This is a genomic window from Azospirillum sp. (genome assembly GCF_035627195.1).
GTDB lineage: Bacteria > Pseudomonadota > Alphaproteobacteria > Azospirillales > Azospirillaceae > Azospirillum.
Genome location: NZ_DASPMG010000169.1, coordinates 37,147 through 56,416 on the forward strand (window position 1 = coordinate 37,147; position 19,270 = coordinate 56,416).

The 19,270-nt window shown below is 73.7% G+C and carries 8 protein-coding genes; 2 read left to right on the plus strand and 6 right to left on the minus strand.

Translation table 11 applies throughout. The annotated features are described in order from the left end of the window. Positions 1 to 215: 215 nt before the first annotated feature. Positions 216 to 3,203, plus strand: a complete 2,988-nt coding sequence (locus tag VED21_RS15345; protein ID WP_324883447.1) for a PAS domain S-box protein — start codon at positions 216 to 218, stop codon at positions 3,201 to 3,203. Between the two features lie 286 nt (positions 3,204 to 3,489). Here the strand turns inward: VED21_RS15345 and VED21_RS15350 are convergent, their stop codons facing one another. From VED21_RS15350 to VED21_RS15365, 4 genes are all read right to left on the minus strand, one after another. After that, entirely contained in the window at positions 3,490 to 4,488 is a 999-nt protein-coding gene (locus tag VED21_RS15350; protein ID WP_324883449.1) for an amidoligase family protein, read from the minus strand. Between the two features lie 60 nt (positions 4,489 to 4,548). Beyond that, entirely contained in the window at positions 4,549 to 4,755 is a 207-nt protein-coding gene (locus VED21_RS15355) for a hypothetical protein (protein WP_324883451.1), read from the minus strand. A gap of 10 nt (positions 4,756 to 4,765) precedes the next feature. Continuing rightward, positions 4,766 to 5,143 (minus strand): hypothetical protein, encoded by a 378-nt coding sequence (locus tag VED21_RS15360; protein ID WP_324883453.1) that lies wholly within the window; start codon positions 5,141 to 5,143, stop codon positions 4,766 to 4,768. A 145-nt stretch (positions 5,144 to 5,288) separates the two neighbouring features. Then, positions 5,289 to 5,999: a response regulator transcription factor gene (locus VED21_RS15365; RefSeq protein ID WP_324883455.1), complete on the minus strand. Its 711-nt coding sequence runs from the start codon at positions 5,997 to 5,999 to the stop codon at positions 5,289 to 5,291. 124 nt (positions 6,000 to 6,123) lie between these two features. Here VED21_RS15365 and VED21_RS15370 point away from each other — a divergent pair, with 124 nt between their 5' ends. After that, positions 6,124 to 8,529: an ATP-binding protein gene (locus tag VED21_RS15370; protein WP_324883460.1), complete on the plus strand. Its 2,406-nt coding sequence runs from the start codon at positions 6,124 to 6,126 to the stop codon at positions 8,527 to 8,529. An 11-nt stretch (positions 8,530 to 8,540) separates the two neighbouring features. On the opposite strand, the gene VED21_RS15375 is transcribed toward VED21_RS15370, so the two are convergent. Both VED21_RS15375 and VED21_RS15380 read right to left on the minus strand, forming a co-directional pair. After that, positions 8,541 to 18,668 carry a Calx-beta domain-containing protein gene (locus VED21_RS15375; protein ID WP_324883457.1) on the minus strand — a complete coding sequence of 3,376 codons (10,128 nt, stop codon included), beginning with the start codon at positions 18,666 to 18,668 and terminating at the stop codon, positions 8,541 to 8,543. Between the two features lie 147 nt (positions 18,669 to 18,815). Further along, positions 18,816 to 19,118, minus strand: a complete 303-nt coding sequence (locus VED21_RS15380; protein ID WP_324883462.1) for a hypothetical protein — start codon at positions 19,116 to 19,118, stop codon at positions 18,816 to 18,818. Between the last annotated feature and the right edge of the window lie 152 nt (positions 19,119 to 19,270).

Sequence of the window (19,270 nt, forward strand, 5' to 3'; positions counted from 1 at the left end):
TCGCGTTGCGCATGCCAATCGGGCAATGGCTGGAACAGCCACGCGCGGCGGCCTGTTCTTCCCATCGGCATGTCTGTTTCAATTCGGGTGAATGCGCACTTCACGGCAGCCACGGAGCATTTCGCGACTGCTTTTTTCCCTCGCCCGCCGTTGGCCGGGCGGGGCGCCTTGAGACGCCCTCTCCCGGGGCCGCCGCATGCCCCGAAGCATTCCCCTTGCCGGACTACACGGTCGGCGGGCCGGCCTCCATGAGCATCCTCGCCCGCCTGATCCTGCTCGTTCTGCTGGCGCTGGCGCCGGTCTCCGCCGTGGAAGTGTGGAACCAGCTCGACCTGCGCCGCGAACGCACGGCGGAGATTCACGACACCGCCCTCCAGCTCCTCGGCCTGCTGGTCGGCGAGCAGCAGCGCCTCGTCGAAGGCGTGCGGCAGATGCTGTCGCTGCTGGCCGAGACGGACGCCGCGCGGGACCTCGACCCGGTCGCGTGCGGGGCCCTGCTGGAACGGACGCGCCAGCGGCTGCCGGGCTACCTCACCGTCAACCTCGCCGCCGCGGACGGCACCATCCTGTGCTCCACGGCCGAGGACCTGTCGGGACGGAACATCGCCGACCGAGCGCACGTGCGCGACGCGCTGGAAAGCGGCGGCTTCACCGTGGGCGAGTTCATCCGGCGGCGGCCGAGCGGCGTGCCGGCGATGCCGTTCGCCCTGCCGATCCGCAGGAACGGCGGGGCCATCGCGGGCGTGGCGACGGCGCTGATCGACCTCGGCTGGCTCGAAGGTTACCTCGCCAAGCACCCGCTGCCCGCCAACGCCGCGCTGTTCGTGGCCGATGGCCGGGGCGTCGTCCTGGCCCGCGCGCCGGAAGTGCCCGGCGCCATCGGCACCGTGCTTCCCGACCGCTTCCGCCCGCTGCTCGACGCCGATAGGATCGGCACCGCCGAGCTGGTGGGCATCGATGGGATGCCGCGCGTCTTCGCCTACGTGCCGCTCGCCGCCGGCGTCCGGCACATCTTCGTCGCCATCGGCATCGACCGCGACGCGGCTCTGGCCACCATCGACGAGGCGCTGCGGCGTTCCCTCCTGCTGACTGCGGCGGCGCTCCTGCTGAGCTTGGCGGCGGCGTTCCTGCTCGCCCGGCGCTACGTCCACCGCCCGATCGAGGCGCTGGTCGCCGCCACCCGCCGCTGGCGGGCGGGCGACCTCTCCGCCCGCTCGGGCCTGCGGGTCGATGGTTCCGAGCTGAGCCAGCTGGCGCACGCGTTCGACCGCCTGGCCGAGGAACTCGAGGCGGAGACCCGCACCCGGGCGGCGGTGGCCGCCGCGCTGCAGGCCAGCGAGGCCCGGCACCGTGCCATCGTCGAGACCGCCGTGGACGCCATGGTGGTCATCGACGAGGACGGCGTGGTCCAGTCCTGCAATCCCGCCGCCGAGCGGATCTTCGGGTACGCCGCGGCCGAGGTGGTCGGGCGGAACGTCGCCATGCTGATGCCCGAGCCGTACCACTCGGAGCACGACGGCTACATCGCCGCCTACCGGCGCACCGGGGTGCGCCGGATCATCGGCACCGGCCGGGAGGTCGAAGGGCGGCGCAAGGACGGCTCCACCTTCCCGCTGGAACTCGCCATCGCCGAGTGGACGGTCGGCGACCGGCGCTTCTTCACCGGCATCATGCGCGACGTCACCGGCCGCCGCGAGGCGGAGGAGGCCCTGCGGGCCAGCGAAGAGCGCTTCCGCGAACTCGTCGAGCACGCACCGCAGATCATGTGGGTGAACCGCCCCGACGGCACGGTCGAGTTCATCAACGCCGCCTGCCGGGCCTACACCGGCCAGGACATGACCGACGCCGAACGTTTGAGCGAAGTCCACCCGGACGACCGCGGGCGCATCCGGGAGGCCCGCACGCGTGGCCTTGCGGCCGGCGAGCCCTACGCGTTCGAGATGCGCCTGCGGCGGGTCGACGGCGTGTACCGCTGGCACATCGCCCGCGTCAACCCGATCCGCCAGCGGGGCCACATCGTCGCCTGGTTCGGCGGCGCGGTGGACGTCCACGACATCCACCACGCCCGTGAGGCGGCGGAGGAGGCCGACCGCTCGAAGAGCCGCTTCCTGGCGGCCGCCAGCCACGATCTCCGGCAGCCCCTGCAGTCGATCCTGCTGTTCGCCGAGGCGCTGCGCCCGCATCTGGCGGATGGCGCCGGGCAGGACCGGCTGGACCGCCTGCTGCACGGCCTCGACGTCCTGAAGGGGCTTCTGGACGGTCTGCTCGACATCTCCCGGCTCGACGCCGGCATCGTCGCCCCGCAGATCGAGGAGCTTCGCGTGTCCACCGTGCTGAAGCCGCTGGACGACGCCTACGCCCCGATCGCGCGCGGCAAGGGGCTGGAGTGGCAGGTCATCCCGTGCGGCGCCGTGATCCGGAGCGACCGCGTCCTGCTCGGCCGCATGCTGCGCAACCTGATCGAGAACGCCATCCGCTACACCGAGCGCGGCAAGGTGATGGTCGGCTGCACCGTCGAGGCTGACCGCGTGCTGATCGACGTCCTCGACACCGGCTGCGGCATTCCCGACGACCAGCTGGGCCGCATCTTCGAGGAGTTCCACCAGCTCGGCAATCCCGAGCGCGACCGGGCGCGGGGGCTGGGCCTGGGGCTCGCCATCGTGCGCCGCCTGTCGGCGCTGCTGGACCATCCGGTGGACGTCCGTTCCCGCGCCGGCGGCGGCTCCGTGTTCAGCGTCGCCGTTCCCCTTGCGGCGGAGCACGCCGAACCGGCGCCGCCGCCGGCATCCCGCACGGCGGCCCCAACCCGGCCGGAGGACCCGCCGGACCGACGGTTCGCGGTGGTGGTGGACGACGACGCGATCGTCCTGATGGGGCTGGAGACGATCCTGCGCGACTGGAACTTCGACGTGCTGGCCGCGGATTCGACGGACCGGGCGCTGGCGCGCCTGAAGGAGGCGGACCGCCGGCCGGACGTCCTGATCGTCGACTACCGCCTGCGCGGTGGGCGGGTCGGAACGGAAGCCGTCGTGCGCATCCGCGAGATGTGCGGGCAGCAGATCCCCGGCATCATCGTAACCGGCGAGATCGGCGCCGAGCCGCAAAACGACGCCATCGCCCACAACCTCGGCATCCTCCACAAGCCCGTCACCCCGCGCCTCCTCGAAGCGGCCCTGGTCCGGCACATCCAGGCCGCCGAATAGACGCTGGCGTGGGGATGCCGGCGGCCGGAACGCCTTAAACGGCCACGCCGGCCGGCGTTCGCATCCTACGTGATGCACACATCTCGGTGGAGGCTGAAAAGCCCTTCTCCCCTTGAGGGAGAAGGGTTGGGATGAGGGGTCATTACCGCCGGCAGGCGGGATAGAGAATCTCGTTCTCCGGCCATCCGGCCGCAATCCCCCTCACCCCAACCCCTCTCCCTCCAGGGGAGAGGGGCTCTTTTCTTCGTTACATCAATATGTTATCGTCGGCCGGAAAATGTGTGCATCACGTAGCGGTGTTCGCATCCCGGACGTCGCGGGCGTCGCGGAACTCCCTGCCCAGCTCATCCAGCCGACGGCGGTCTCCGGCCAGCCGTTCGACGGCCACCCAGCTGTTCCAGGCGGACGTGATGCTCCAGAGCGGATTGCCGACATGGGCGCGTGGAAGGCGGTAATGGAAGACGGCCCGCTTCCCGATCTTCTCGTACGGCAGCCTCGCCCGCACCTGGGCCGGGTCGAGGTGCAGGAACAAGGGCAGCAGATCGAGGTCGCGGTTCCGCGTCGGGTTGGCGTCGAGATAATCCTCGGCCAGGGCTTCCCGGCTCGGCCAGTAGTCCGGTGCCAGGACGCGGCGGACGTAGGCGCGCGGATAGGACGCGGGAAGGAAGGCAGTGCTTGCGGTCGGCCGCGTCGCCTCTTGCCGCAGCCACGGGGTCAGGAGCAGGAACGCCTTCAGCACGGCGGTGAGCGTTTCGGCGTCGAGGCTGGGCGGATCGATGTTGAAGTGAAGCCCCAGCGACCCGAACAGCGTCGTCCCCGCCCCGCGGGCGCCGGCGGCACGCAGCACGCCGATCGCCCGGTCCACACGGTCCAGCTTGTCGACCGGCAGCGGCGCGGTGATCAGCTCGCGCGGAACGACGCCGGCGAGCACGGTGCCGAGCCACGCGGCCCCGGTCGTCCCCAGGCGCACGCGCGGCGCTGCCGTCGACCGTTGCGGATGCGCGTAGCGGATGTCCAGCTCGACCGCCAGGCGCCCGATCGACGTGTCCAGGATGTGGAAGGCGTGCGGATCTTCCTGCCAGCAGGTCCCGCCGAACTCGGCCGCGAGGGCCTGCGCGGCGGATTGGGCGCTGATGCCCTGGAATTCGACCTCGACGCCGACGCGCCGGGCCAGACCGTGCGCGTTTCGCCGGAACGGCAGCTGCTGGAAGATGGGTGACGCCTCGAAACTGAGTCGAGGCCCCGTGACGGCGGCGGCGAGGCGCGGAGGATCGTGATTGTGCATCCGATTGCATGTGGCCATGCCGCGCCGATTTCCAAGGGTACGCGACGCCGGGGGGCGCCGTCAGGCGCCGTCCGCATCAGGCGTCCATTCCTCGGCTCCCGGATCCGCAGACGGCGGCGGGTCGGCCGGGCACCACCATGCCGCCGGGATGGCAACCATCTGGCGCCCATGAGGGCCCTGGATCAGCAGGGGCTCGCCATCGTATTCGAGATCGGCCAGCCAATGCTCGATGTTCCGGGCGAATTCGGCGGCGCTCAACGTCTTCATCGCGCGTCCGTCATGCGGAGCAGCGGTCCTGCCATTGCATTTCCGCAGCCTGGGCCGCCGCCTGGGCCGCGGCGCGCCAGGGAACAAGCCTGATGACGGCGTCCGCGTCGAGGTCGCCCGTCCCGCGGAGGCGATCGATGGCGGCCAGCGGCTCATCGCCGCACGGCAGGCCGGGCCGGCCGAGCAGGTACTGGTGGTTGTTGGCCGTCACGGCCCAGCCCGGCGGTTCCGACGGCCGGCTGGTCGCCGCGGTCACGACCGGTTCGGAGACCAGCCACGCCGCGTCCTCGACGCTCCACCCGATCAGCCGGCGCTGCCGGTGGCCGACGTCCAGCCACGCCCAGGAATGAAGGTGCGTGGTCAGGCCAGTGCCGATGCAGACGATCATGATGTCCTCCCTCCGCCGCCGAGGGCTTCAACATGAATGTTCGCCCTATGTTCCGCAAGAAGGAAAAAGCGAACCGGGCGCGGGCGCGTGTCCCCAGGTGGAATTCGGGCGCCTTCCCCTCGCTCTCGCGGCTCCAGCCTCCCTGCTACAGCGTGCCATTCGACAGCGCGTAACCGACGCCGCGCACGGTGACGATGGGGGCCTCGCGCCCGCTGGCCTGGCGCATCTTGCGGCGCAGGCGGGTCATCAGCGTGTCGACCGTGTGTTCGCTCACACGTTCGGAGTCGCGGTTGCTGATGACGTCCAGCAGGTACTCGCGCGACACCGGCCGCGGCCGGAAGGCGGCGAGCGCGGCGAGGATGTTGAACTCCCCCGTCGTCAGCGGAAGGAACGCGCCGTCCGGCCGGAACAATTCGCGCCGCACGAGGTCCAGCGTCCAGCCGTCGAAGCGCAGCGGGGCGTCGCCCGGCGCGGCGCGGCGCAGCAGGTTGCGCACCCGCGCCACCAGCTCGCGCAGGTCGACCGGCTTGGTGACGTAGTCGTCGCCCAGGCTCTCCAACGCCTCGACCCGGTCGGCGGTTTCGGTGCGCGTCGTCACGAAGATCAGGCCGGCGCGGTCGCGCAGCCCCAGCCGGCGCGCCAGTTCCAGCCCGTTGGCGTCGGGAAGGTTGATGTCCAGCAGCACGACGTCCGGCCGTTCGCGGGCCAGCAGTTCCTGCATGGCGGCGCCGTCGGCGGCCTGGAGCACGCGCAGTCCCGCCTCGGCCAGACCATGGGCGTACAGAACCCGCAACTCCACCGCGTCTTCCACCACCAGAACCGTCGCCTCGCCCATCGCGTTCCGGACCGCCTCCACGCCGCCTTCGCAAGAAACGGAGCATACACCCGCATCAACAGTGCGGCCAGCGCGTGATTTCCCGTAAACAATCCACCGGAAATGGGCGACAAGAGAGCGGATCGACCGGCAACAGCGCGTGACCATGGCCCGCGGAAAATTCGCCCTACGAACCATCCTGCTTTGCCTCCTCTTCATCGCGGCGTACTACGGCGCGGCAAGGTTCAGCGTGGCCTTGGCCCGCGTGCCGGAAAGCAACTGGACCGCCGTCTGGTTCGCCTCCGGCGTCGGCCTGCTGTGCGTGCGCGCGCTGGGCGTGGCGGGGCTGGTCTCGGTGGCGCTGGCATCGCTGGGCACGTCGCTGATCTACTACGGCCTGCGGGCCGGCCACCCGCTGCCGCTCGCAACGGCGGCGGCGCTGTCCACCGCACTCCTCGACGTGCTCCAGGTGTGGCTGGCCGACCGCGCCGCGCGCCGCTGGGAGATCCGCGAGCCGGGGGCCGGCGTGCCCTACGGCGGGCTGCTCGGCTATCTGGCCAACGTCTGCGTGCTGCCGCCGCTGGTGACCTGCACGCTGCTGGTGTTCAAGGACCCGCTGCTGGGCATCGGCCGCGCCAGCGCCGACGGCACGGCGGCGGGCATCCTGACCACGCTGTTCGTCGTCGTCACCGGCAACGCGCTGGGCCTGTTCCTGCTGGGGCCGCTGACCGTGGCGTGGCGCCGCAGCACCACCTTCGCCGGACGGTGGCGGGAACTTGCCGTCATGCTGGCGCTGGTGCCGCTGCCCATCCTCGCCTCCACCGTCGCCATCCCGCACGTCGCCATCCTGGCGCTGGCGGTGGCGCTGCTGGCGGCGCTGCGCTTCGGCCTTCCGGGATCGGTGCTGGCGATGCTGGTGCTGACGCTGTCGGCGGTCGTCACGGTGATGGCGCGGGAGGGGCCGTTCCCCGTCGACCGCCCCGATCTGGCGGTGTTCGGCTTCGCGCTGGTGGTCGTCGTGCTGGGCGTCGCCTTCCACGTGGTGGGCGGTGCCGTGGACGAGCTGGCGCACCAGCGCGCCATGCTGGAGCGGCTGGTCGCCACGCGCACCCGCGCGCTGGAGGTCAAGTCGGCGGAGCTGGCGGCGGCGGCCGACCGCAAGGCGGTCTTCCTCGCCTGGCTCAGCCACGAGGCGCGCACGCCGATGAACGCCGTGCTGGGCATGATCCGCCTGCTGCGCCGCGACGGCCCGGCCGGCGACTGGGACCGCCGGCTGGGCATCGCCGAGGACGCCGGGCGCCACCTCGTCCAGGTGCTCGACAACGTGCTGGAGTTGTCGCGGCTGGAGGCCGACCCGGCGGACCTGCGGCCGGAGCCCGCCGACCTCGCCCGGCTGGCCGGCGACGTCGCCGCACTGCTGGAGCCGGAGGCCGCCGCCCGGGGCCTGCGCCTGTCGCTGGAGACGGGGCCGGGAACGGACGCCGGCCACTGCGTCGACCCGCTGCGGGTCCGGCAGGTGCTGTTCAACCTCGTCGGCAACGCCCTCAAGTTCACGCCGGCCGGGCAGGTGTGCCTGCGCCTGCGCGCCGAAGCGGAGGACGGCGGCGCCAACCGCGCGCCGACGGACCGCGTCGTGGTGGAGGTGGAGGACACCGGCCCCGGCGTGCCGCCGGCCCAGCGCGAGGCGATCTTCCAGGCCTACGCCCGGGCCGGGCGCGGCGGGCCGCCCGGCGCCGGCCTCGGCCTCGCCATCGTCCGGCAGATCGTCGAGGGGATGGGCGGCCGGGTCTCCGTCGCCGCCGGGCGCCTGGGCGGCGCCCTGTTCCGGGTCGAGTTCCCGGCGGAGCGGGCCGCGCTGGCGCCCGCCGCGGCCGGCCCCGGCGAAGCCCCGCCGCCGACGCCGGCACTGGACATCCTGCTGGTCGAGGACGCCGAGGAGAACCGGATCGTCGTGGACGGCTATCTGGCGCCGGGCGGGCACCGCATCGTGCACGCCGCCAGTGGCGAGGAGGCTTTGCACGTCATGGCCGGGCGCCGTTTCGACCTCGTCCTGATGGACATCCGTCTGGACGGTATCGACGGGGTGGAGGCGACGCGCCGCATCCGCGCCATGGCCGACCCGGACGCCGCGCAGACCCCGGTCGTGGCGCTGACCGCCAACGCCAGCCCGGGCGACCGCGACGCCTACGCCGCCGCCGGCATGGACGAGGTGCTGACCAAGCCGGTCAATCCGGCGGCGCTGGCGGCGGTCGTCGCCCGCTACGCGCCGTCGAACGGGGCCGGCGTCGCCTTCGCGGGACCCACGGCGGCGATGAACGCCCTGTTCGCCGAGGTCGCCGCGGCGCTGGAGCTGGAACTCGCGTCCCTCGGCGACGGCGACCGCGAACGGATGGCCGCCATCGCCCATCGCCTGCGCGGCTCCGCCGCCACCTACGGCCACGCGGCGCTGGCCGCGGCGGCGGCGGCGCTGGAGGAGGCCGCCCCGGCTGCCGACCCCGCGGCCGTGGCCGGGGCGACCGCCGCCCTGCGGCGGGAACTCGCCCGTGTGGCCTCGAAAACGGGAGCCGCCTGAAGGCCGGCGCGTCATCCCCCGTTGCCGGCCACCAGGATGTCGGCGTGGCCCAGCGTGCGGACGTTCAGCACCGCCAGCGCAACGGCCGCCCCGGCGCCCGAACCGTCGGCGTCGAAGGACAGTGTGCCGGTGGTGGTGTCGAACACGAACCAGTCGTCGGCGTCGCCCGGCCGGTCGAGCGCGAAGTTGCCCGCCGCCAGGGTGCCCGCCGGGATGGCCCCGAAGTTCGGGCCGTCGGCGACGATCCGGTCCTCGCCCGCCGTGAAGTCGGCGACCGCGTCCACCCCGCCGCCCGGAGCACCGCCATGGATGCCGACGCGGAAGGTATCCGCCCCCAGCCCGCCGTACAGCGTATCGGCACCCAGGTTGCCGGCCAGAACGTCGTCGCCCTGGCCTCCGAACAGCACGTCGTTCCCCTGCCCGCCGAACAGCGTGTCGGCCCCCATGTTGCCGTACAGCGCGTCGCTGCCGAGGTTGCCGTACAGCACGTCGCCGTCCTGGCCACCGAAGGCGGTGTCCTGGTCCTGGCCGCCGAACAGCGTGTCCATGCCCTGGTTGCCGTAGACCACGTCGTCCTGCCGGTTGCCGTACAACACGTCGTTGCCGATGCCGCCGGTCACCGTGTCCAGGCCGGCGTCGCCGAACAGCACGTCGTCACCGCCTTCCGAGCCGATGAAGTCGTCGCCGGCCCCGCCGTGCAGCGTGTCGTCGTCGGCGCCCAGCACCATCCACTGCCCGGCGCCGTCGCCGCTGGCCATCTGCGAGCCCTCGCCGCCGGTCACCCGCACGGCCCCAGCCACCACGGCGAAGCCGACGCGGTCGAGCTGCAGGACGGTGCCGGGCGGCAGGTTGCGGGCGTCGATGACCAGCGCCACCGCGTTGCCGCCGCCCGGCGGGCCGGCGATGACGATGGGCGCGCCGGGGGCGCCGCCGGTCACCGTGGGCGTCACGGTGCGCACCGTCACCGTGGCATCGCTCCCCTGGGCCGCGGTGAAGGCGGCGATCGCTGCTGCTGCTGCGTCGCGCTCCTCCCCCTCCGGCATGAGGTTGGAGACCGCCTCGGTCAGCGCCGCGCCCGCCGCCTCCGGCGCCTGGGGCGTATCGGGGCCGCCGCTGCCCAGCATGACGCCGGGCGGCACCGTGGCCGACACGCCGCCGCTGCCGCCGACCGGCACCGTCTGGCCGCCGCCACCGGTCCCGGTGCCGCCGCCGGTGCTTCCGCCGCCATCGCCGCCGGACGGCGGGGGTGTTTCGGCGTCGTCGTTGAGGATGCCGGCTTCGGCCGTGGCGATGTCGATGACGCCCGCCGACGGGTTGGACAGGGTGACGGTAAACCCCTCGTCCGGCTCGGCGCCGCGGTCGTCGGCGACGGTGAGGGTAAAGGTCTTCGCGGTCTCCCAGGGGGCGAAGCTGACGGTGCCGGTCAGCGCCGTCCCGGCCGCGAAGTCGCCGGCCCCCGCAGGGTGCGTACCGGAACCGGCGACCGCGTAGTCGACGGTTGCCGCGCGTTCCCGGTCGACGGTGCGCGTGACGGTCACCGCGAAGGCGGCCCCGCCGCCGTGGCCTTCCGCCCGGCTGGCCGGATCGATGGAGACGGCGAAGTGCGGCACCAGCCCGGTCACCACTGCCCAGTCCCCGTACAGCGTGAAGTCGGCGGCCGAGAGGGTGCCGTCCAGGACCACCGCGTAGTCGGCGCCGGGGTTGTCGTCCACGCCGACGTGCAGCGTCGTGACGCCACCGGCGCTGCTGACCTCCACCGCCCGCCGGCCCACCGTGGCGCCGGTCCCGTCGGCGATGGCCGTCGCCTGCAAAAACAGCGCGTCGCCGTTGTCCACGTCGGTGATCCGCGTCGAGCCGCCGGCCATGTCGGCGGGCGAGAAGACGAACAGGTCGCTGCCCGCCCCGCCGGCCACCGTGTCGCCGCCGCCGCGCAGTTCGTACCAGTCGTCGCCCGCGCCGCCCCGGATCGAATCCGCCCCCGCCGTGCCGAGGACGCGGATGTCGCCGGTCGCGGCCGCGGCGTCCAACGCCAGCGAGCCCGCGTCGGCGAAGGCGTACTCCGCCGCCTGGGCCGACGCGGTGAGGCGGTAGTCGCCGCCGGTGCCGCCGCGGACCGTCTCGATGCCGGTGACGCGGCTCAGGTCGTGGCTGCCGGCCTCCGGCTGCAGCGTGTCGTTGCCGTCGCCGCCGGTGATCGCCGTCGCGGCGGTGTCGACGCCCGCCGGCAGGTGCAGCGTGCGGCCGGCCCCGTCGGCCAGGACGATCGCCTCGAATCCCGACAGGGTTCCGGCGAACTCCATGGCGTCGATGGTCAGCGTGTCGGTCCCGGCGCCGCCGTCGAAGGTGCCGCGGACCGGGTAGCCGAACGTCTCCACCACGCGCACCGTGTCGTCGCCGCCCCCGGCCGCGACGTGCGCGTCCGGTCCCACCGTCAGCCGGTCGGCCCCGGCGCTGCCCGCGACGCCGAAGATCCAGGAGGCGGCGTCGACGGTCACCTCCGCCGCGTCGTTCAGGAGCAGCAGCTCGATCCCCCGGACGCGGCCGTCCAGGGTGACGCTGCCGCCGCCGGTGACGACCAGCGTGTCGACGCCGCCCCCGCCGTCGATGCTGGCGCTGCCCAGGTCGGCGGCGCTGCCGGTGATGGTGTCGTCGGCTAGCGTGGTGACGCCGGTGGCCGCCGTCTGCGCGGTCGGCGACAGCACCGCGTTCGGCCCGGTCACCGCCACCGCGGCCCCCCGCAGCACCAGGGCGCCGCCGCCGTCGGCCAGCATCGCCGGGCCGACCCGCCCGAGCAGGTCGATGGCGACGTCCGCCCCGGCGGCATCGTCGGTGCCGATGAACAGGCGCGTGCGGGTGCCGTCGAAGGCGCCCAGCTGGACCTGCCCGCGCGCCAGGGCGTCGCCCGTCCCGGTCTGCGCCAGCACGGTGAAGGCGCCGACGCCGTCCATCTCCAGCCGGTCGCCGGTTCCGAGGCGGACCACGTCCACCCCGCCGCCCGACGCGGCGAAGCGGTAGGTGTCGTTGCCGCCGCCGCCCTCCAGCGTGTCGTTGCCGGCGCCGCCGCGCAGCGTGTCGTCGCCGGCACCGGCCGACAGCCCGTCCGCCCCGGCGCCGCCCACCAGGGAGTCCGCCGCGTCCCCGCTGGAAACCCAGAGGTCGGCGGCGGCGGCGGAGCCGTCGAACGTCAGCCGCCCACCCTGCGTGCTGGTGTTGAAGGTCGAGCTTGGCCGGGCGGTGTTGGCGCCCAGCACGATGGTGCGGTCCGCCGCGTCGCCGTAGATGCCGCCGGCGTGCGTGACGCCGGCGAAGTCGAAGACCCCGCCGCCCGTAAGGTTGAAGCGGGCGCCGCCCGCGTCGATGACGTCGCCGGCCAGCGCCGTGGCGGTCGTCACGAAGCCATCCTGGGCGACGGCCGTGATGGTCTCCGGCGCGGCGGTCAGGGTGTAGGTGACCGGCGCGGGATCGTCGTCGAGGATGGTGGCGGTCGCCTCGCCGGTCACGATCGTGCCGCGCGATTGTTGGAAGAGCAGGACCTTGAACGTCTCCGCCCCCTCGTACACGGTGTCGTTCGCCACCGTCAGGGTGACGGTCTTCGTCGTCTCCCCATCGGCGAAGAAGACCGTGCCCCCCAGCTGGGTGGCCGGCGTGAAGTCGTCCGCCCTGGCGCCGTCGGTGACCGGGCCGTAAAAGCTGTAGCTGACGTGGGCGGCGCCGGTCAGGTCGCCGCCGCGCGTCACGACGACGGTGAAGGCGTCGGCGCCGGCCGTGCCCTCGGTCACCGTCGCCGGCTCGATGGCGACGGAGAAGCGCACGTCCAGCCCGGCGACCGTCAGCCCGTCGGCCCCGCCCTGGAAGTCGGCGGCGCGGTAGGTTCCCGGCAGCACCACCGTGGCGTTGGGGTGCGAGCCGAAGCGCAGCGCCGTGCCCGCGCCGGTGGCGGCCACCACCACCTCGCCCGCCGCGGCCGGCGTGCCGTCGTCGGCGCGCACCGTGGTGACCGGGCCGGAAAGGATCCGGTCACCGTTGCCGATGTCGCGGATCCGCAGGGTGCCGCTGCCCGCCAGCGAGAAGGTGTCGGCGCCGGCCCCGCCGTCGGCCAGGACCTCACCGCCCAGGAAGTGGATCTCGTCGTTGCCGGCACCGCCGGCGACGGTATCGCCGTCGTCGGCGTCGATGGTGTCGTTGCCGGCACCGCCGGCCACGGAGACGGCGCCGCCGTCCGACGTGACGTCCAGCCCGCGCGCCGACCGCGACCCGTCGAGCACGGCGCGGTCGGCGCCGGTGAAGGTGACGGTCAGCGGGATCGCGGCCGCCGCCGCGTCCGCCCCCAGGGTGACGGAAACGTTCCGCCCGATGGTCAGGATGCCGTCCAGGCGGGTGGCGTGCCGCAGGTCGAAGGCGCCGTCGCCGTCCAGCAGCAGGGCGTCCACGCCGTCGCCGCCGCTCAGCGCCGTCAGCCCGGCGGCCTGCGTCGCGGTCAGCGTCAGCGCGTGGTCGCCGCCGTCGGCCAGGACGATGGTCTCGAAGCCGGCCGGCGCCGGCCCGTGGACGCCCGCCACCACCAGCGTGTCCAGCCCGTCGCCGCCGTCGAAGGTGCTGCCGGCCGCGTCGCCCTCCACCCGCACGGTGTCGTCCCCGGCCCCGGCGTCCAGCGCGGCCACCGGCCCGACCGTCAGCGCGTCGGCGCCGCCGCTGCCGCTGACCGCCGTCAGGCCCGTAACAGCCGCCGCGTCCACCGTCGCCGCCTCGGCCAGCGCCAGCGTCTCGACGTTGGCGAGGCGGCCCGTCAGGTCGAGGGTGCCGCCGCCGGTGACCACCAGCCGGTCGGCCCCGCCGCCGCCGTCGATGCTGGCGCTCGCCAGGAAGGCGGCGCTGCCGGTGATGGTGTCGTCCGCCGGCCCCGTCGGGGCGGCGGCGGCGGTCTGCGCGGTGGGGGAGACCACGGCGTTCGGCCCGGTCACCGTGACCGCCACTCCCTGGACGCTCAGCGCGCCGTCGCGCGCGGCGATGCTGGCCGGGGCGACGGCGCCCGCCACGTCGACGGCGAGCTCGGCGCCGGCCGTGTCGTCGGTACCGATGAACAGCCGCGTGCGGGTGCCGTCGAAGGCGCCGACCTGCACCTCCCCGCGCGCCAGCGCGGCGCCCGTCCCGGTCTGCGCCAGCACGGCAAGCGTGCTCAGCCCCGCCACCTCCAGCCGGTCGCCGATGCCGAGTGCCACCGTGTCCACCCCGTTGCCGGTGGCGGCGAAGCGGTAGGTGTCGTTTCCGGCCGCGCCGTCCAGCGTGTCGTTGCCGACGCCGCCCCGCAGCGTGTCGCCGGCCGCCCCGCCGGTCAGGCGCAGGTCGCGGATCGAGGCAGAGCCGTCGATCTCCACCCCCGCATCCGCGCCGTCGAGGTGCAGCGTGTTCGCCACCATGGCCGTGGTCGGGCCGAGGACGATGCGGGCCGGCTCGCCGTCGGCGTCGATCGCGTAGGCGTCGGTGACGCCGGTGAAGTCGAAGGTGCCGCCGCCCTGCAGCCGGAACCGCCCGCCGGCCGCGTCGATGGTGTCGCCGGCCAGGGCCGCGGCCGTGGTGACGAAGGTGTGGCCGACGCTGCCCGTCAGTTGCTCCGCCGCCGCCGTCAGCGTCCGGGTGACCGGCGGCACGTCGTCGTCGAGGATGGTGCCGGTGGCCTCGCCGCGCGCGATCGCCCCGCGGCTGGGCTCGAAGATGCTGACGCGGTAGGTGCGGTTCCCGTCGTTCTCGGCGTTGTCGGCGACCGTCAGGGTGATGGCGCGCGCCCATTCCCACGGCTCGAAGTAGATGGTGTCCGCGGTCGGCGTGCCGCCGGTGAAGTAGCCGCCGCCGGACAGGATGTAGCTCACGCGGCTGGGCTGCGAGAGGTCGCCGTCGCGCGAGAAGGTGACGGTGACGGTGTTGGCGGAGTCGCCCTCGATCCGCCGGCCGGGCGCCACCGACACCGAGTGGAGCGCGTGGATCCGCGCCATCGTCAGCCCGTCGGAATCCACGTTGAAGAAGGAGGCGTCGTACACCCCGTCCAGCACGACCGTGCGGTTGGGTCCGCCGTCGGTCGCCCCGAACGTCAGCGTCGTCGTGCCGCTGTCCGCCCGCACCATGACCTGGCCCGCCATGGGCGTGCCGCCGCCGTTGCTGACGGCGAACATCCCCGGTATGCGGATCCGGTCGCCGACCGCGAGGTCGGTGATGCGCAGCGTGCCGGGCCCATCCGTGCCGGCCGCGTCGAGGACGAAGCGGTCGGCCCCGTCGCCGCCGCTGGCGACGGCGCTGCCGCCGCCGAAGCGGATCTCGTCGGCGCCGGCGCCACCGCGCACGACGTCGCCGTCGTCGGCGTGCAGGGTGTCGTCGCCGCTGCCGCCGTCCAGGGTGAGGGCACCACCGTCCGCCTCGATCTCCAGCGCCTGCCGGGAGCGGGAACCGTCGACCGAGCCCCGCTCCGCGTCCGTCAGCAGGATGGACAGCGGCCCGGCCGCCGGGTCGGTGTCGGAACCCAGCGTGACGGCGACGTCGCGCCCGGTGACCAGCAGCCCGTCCAGCCGGGCGGCGTGGCCGAGGTCGAACGCGCCGTCGCCCTCCAGCACCAGGACGTCGTAGCCGTCGCCGCCCGACAGCGCGGTCAGCGCCGCCGTCTGCGCCGCCGTCAGGGTCAGCGTGTGGCCGGCGCCGTCCGTCAGCACGATGGTCTCGAAGCCGGTCGGCGCCGCCGCCAGCACGCCCGCCGCCACCACCAGCGTGTCGGCCCCGGCGCCGCCGTCGAAGGCGCCGGTGACCGTGTCGCCCTCCACCCGCACGGTGTCCGCCCCGGCCCCGGCGTCCAGCGTGGTCAGCGACCCCACGGTCAGCGCGTCGCCGCCGCCGCTGCCGGCGACCGTCTTCAGGCCGGCGAGCGCGGTGGCCGTCACCGTCGCCGCCTCGGCCAGCTCCAGTTCCTCGACGCCGGTGACGGTGCCGCCCAGCACCAGCGTGCCGCCGCCGGTCACCACCAGCCGGTCCTCGCCCTCGGCGGCGTCGATGGTGGCGCTGGACAGGTGGGCGGCGCTGCCGGTGATGGTGTCGTCGGCGGCGGTCGTCGTCCCGGTGGCGGCGGTCTGCGCGGTGGGCGACACCACCGCGTTCGGCCCGGTCACGGTGATCGCGGCCCCGCGCGCCACCAGCCCGCCGTCCTCTGCCGCCAGCATGTCCGGGGTGAAGCTCCCGGCCAGATCGACGGCGATATCGGCGCCGGGGGTGGCGTCGGTGCCGATGTACAGCCGCGTGCGCGTGCCGTCGCTGACACCCAGCTGCACCTCGCCGCGCGCCAGCGCCGCGCCCGTGCCGGTCTGCGCCAGCACGGTCAGCTCGGCCAGCCCTTCCACCTCCAGCCGGTCGCCGCCGAAGGCCAGCAGGTCCAGCCCGTTGCCCGAGGCGGCGAAGCGGTAGACGTCCCGCCCGGCGCCGCCGTCCAGCGTGTCGTTGCCGGCGCCGCCGCGCAGCGTGTCGCCGCCGGCCCCGCCCACGACCGACAGGGCACCCAGGGCGGCCGCGCCGTCCAGCGCCAGCGGCCCGCCGACGTCCCGCACCGTCAGCCGCGCGCCGTCCGGCACGGTGCCGGCGCCGAGCACGACCGTGCGCACGGATGTGTCGCCGGTGACGGTGTCGCCGGTGATGACGCCCGCGTTGCGCACGCCCGCGAAGTCGAAGGTCCCGCCGCCGCGCAGCGCGAAGGTGCCGCCGCCCGCGTCGATGCTGTCGCCGGCCAGCGCCGCGGCGGTGGCGACGAAGGTGTCGATGGCGGCGCCGGCCAGCGTTTCCGGCGCCTCGGTCAGGGTGTGCGTGGTGCCGGCGGGGTCGTCCTCGACGATGGTCGCGGTGGCCTCGCCGACGGCGATGACGCCCGGCGACGGCGACAGGAGTTGCACCGCGAAGGTCTCGTCGCCTTCGTACCGCGTGTCGTCGGCCACGGTCAGCGTCACGGTCTTCGTCGCCTCGCCGTCGGCGAAGGTGAGCGTGCCGGTGAGCGGCGTGCCGCCCGCGAAGTCGCCGCCATCCGCCGCGTTGGCGCCGGTGCCGACGACGCGGTAGGAAACGCTGGCCGTGCCGGACAGGTTGCTGAACCGCGTCACCGTCACGGTGAAGGCACCCCCCTGTCCCTCCGTCACCTGGGCCGGCGTCATGGCGACCGAGAAGGCGGGGGGCAGTCCCGTCACCACCAGCGCGTCGCCGTCGCGCACGAAGTTCGCGGCGGTGGCCAGCCCGGCGAACTCCACCGTGAAGTCGCCGCCGGGCACGCTGTCCTTGCCGACGTACAGGCGGGTCACGCCGTCCACGGTGCTGACCTCCACCGCCCCGGCCTCGACGGCGACGCCGTCGCCGTTCCGCACGGGTCCGGAGCCGAGCTTCAGACGGTCGCCGTCGCCCAGGTCGGCGATCCGCACGACGCTGCCCCGAAGGTCGCCGGGTTCGGCGAGGATGAAGGTGTCGTTGCCCGCCCCGCCCGACACCAGCTTGTTGTCGCCTTCCAGGTGGAAGGTGTCGTCGCCGGCCCCGCCGGCCAGGGTGTCGGCCCCCCAGCCGCTGCGGAAGACGTCGTTGCCGGAACCGCCGGTCAGGCGGTCCGCCGCCTGTCCGGTCAGGACGGTCATGGCGCCCTGGTTGGCGGACCCGTCCAGCGTGACCGCCTCCGTCGTGTATTCGGTGCGCGAGACCGTGAAGGTGGTGGCCGCCGTCCCGTTCACGCCGCCCGCCGCGACCGTGTAGGTGCCGCCCCGGCCGGTGATGGTCTCCACGCCGGTGATGCCGGCCAGCAGGACCGTGCCGCCGTCGTCGAAGTCGACGGTGTCGTCCCCGTCGCCGCCGGCCAGGGTGCGGGTGCCGTCGAGGAAGCCGGAATCGAGCACCACCCGGCGGTTGCCGCCGTCGGCCAGTTCGACCGCCTCGAAATCCGACAGCGCGCCGCGGAAGGTGCCGGTGGCGACGACCAGCGTGTCGGTGCCCGACCCGCCCTTGAAGGCGCCCCCCGACCCCGACGGACCGACGGCGCGGACCGTGTCGTCGCCATCGCCCGCGTCCAGTTCGGCCACAAGGCCGAAGCCCAGCACGTCGTTGCCGGCGCTGCCGTGAACAAACAGGAACTCGCTGCTGTCGGCCATCGTGACGCTGGCGGCGTCCTGCAGCCGGATCACCTCGACGCTGGCGAGGTTGCCGGTCAGGTCGGCCGATCCGGTGCCGGTCACCACCAGCTCGTCATACCCGTCCGAACCATCGATGCTGGCGCTGTCGAGCAGGTCGGCGTCGCCGGTGACGGTGTCCTCGCCAAGCCCGGTGGAGCCGGTGGCGTTCACCGCCGACGTGCCGGAGACCACCGCGCCGGGGCCGGTGATGGTGACGGCGGTCCCGCCGATCGACACGCCGCCGCCCTCCGCCTTCAGCATCGCCGGGGTGAGGAGGCCGGCGATGTCGATCTCGATGTCGGCGCCGGGCTGCGTGTCGGTGCCGATGTACAGCTTCGTGGCGTAGCCTCCTTCGTCGTAGGCGCCGACCTGCACCTGCCCGGCCAGCAGGCCGCCGCCCGTGCCGGTCTCCGCCAGGACCGTCAGGCTGCCGAAGCCGTCGACGACAATCCGGTCGCCGGTGCCCAAGGCGACGGAGTCCACGCCGTTGCCCGTGGCCGCGTACTGGAAGACGTCGGCGCCGTCGGCACCGTCGAGGTAGTCGTTCCCGCCGCCGCCGCGCAACGTGTCGTTCCCGCCGTTACTCCCGAACTCGTCGTCCCCCGCACCGCCGGCCAGGGAGTCGTCCAGCACGCCGCCCTGGGTGCGGAGCCTGCCGCTCAGCATCGCCGACCCGTCCAGCGTCAGCGCCACGCCCGTGGGCAGGAACCATGTGCGCAGGGATCCGCCCGGGGCCGCGTCGGGACCCAGGATCACCTTGACCGGCCCGCCGTCGCCGGTGTCCTGCAGGAAGATCCTGGAGATGCGCGACACCTGGCCGAGGTCGAACGTTCCGGTCCCGCTGAGCGCCATCTGCCCGTTGCCGGCGTCGATGACGTCGCCGGCCAGGTTGCCGGGCGTGGTCACGAACGTGTCGCCCGACGTGCCGGTCAGGGTCTCGGGGGCGCTGGTCAGCGTGTAGGTGGCCATGGGGGGAACTCCTGCTGGGCACGGCAGGCGTTCCGGACCGGGACCCGGACAAGAGGCGCCCGCCAAGCGTCCGGCGGTGAAACCGGAGGTGGTGCGATGCCCGCAGGTGCTAGCACGGGATGCCGGGGAGCCGTGTTCAACCCACGTTCAAAGTAGGGTCTTGCGCATCAACATGCGTTGAACATCTGCCCCGGGCGGCTGCGGCGGAACCGGCCGCGGCCGAGCGACGGTGCCGCTGGCGGACGGCACCGCCGTGACCCGGCCCTTGACCATCCGCGCCTCTTGATCCGACGAGACGAGTGCCGCCCTTTCAAGCCGGGCTCCGACGTGAAGCGTGCGCCGACCGATGGTCTGCACCTCGGAAGCCGTGTCCACCGGCTGCGGATCGGCCAGCATTCCGAACAGGAATGCTGGAAGCGCCGGCTCCACACGGCCTTTTACACCACCCATGCGGACACGATCCTCGTTCCGCGTCGAGACCGTGGCGCACTGAGTTCCAGCTCATTGCGACCGAATGTGCCAAGCTCCCAGCCCCGGTGCGGCTACCAGGGCTGGGACGATGCGGCGCGATGCAATCAGGGGCAGGTCAACTGGTTCTGTTG

Bases quoted from the DNA above. Each gene is read 5' to 3' on its own strand.
- VED21_RS15350 (WP_324883449.1), bottom strand. From the start codon at position 4,488: ATGCACAATCACGATCCTCCGCGCCTCGCCGCCGCCGTCACGGGGCCT.
- VED21_RS15355 (WP_324883451.1), bottom strand. From the start codon at position 4,755: ATGAAGACGTTGAGCGCCGCCGAATTCGCCCGGAACATCGAGCATTGG.
- VED21_RS15360 (WP_324883453.1), bottom strand. From the start codon at position 5,143: ATGATCGTCTGCATCGGCACTGGCCTGACCACGCACCTTCATTCCTGG.
- VED21_RS15370 (WP_324883460.1), top strand. From the start codon at position 6,124: ATGGCCCGCGGAAAATTCGCCCTACGAACCATCCTGCTTTGCCTCCTC.
- VED21_RS15375 (WP_324883457.1), bottom strand. From the start codon at position 18,668: ATGGCCACCTACACGCTGACCAGCGCCCCCGAGACCCTGACCGGCACG.
- VED21_RS15380 (WP_324883462.1), bottom strand. From the start codon at position 19,118: ATGGGTGGTGTAAAAGGCCGTGTGGAGCCGGCGCTTCCAGCATTCCTG.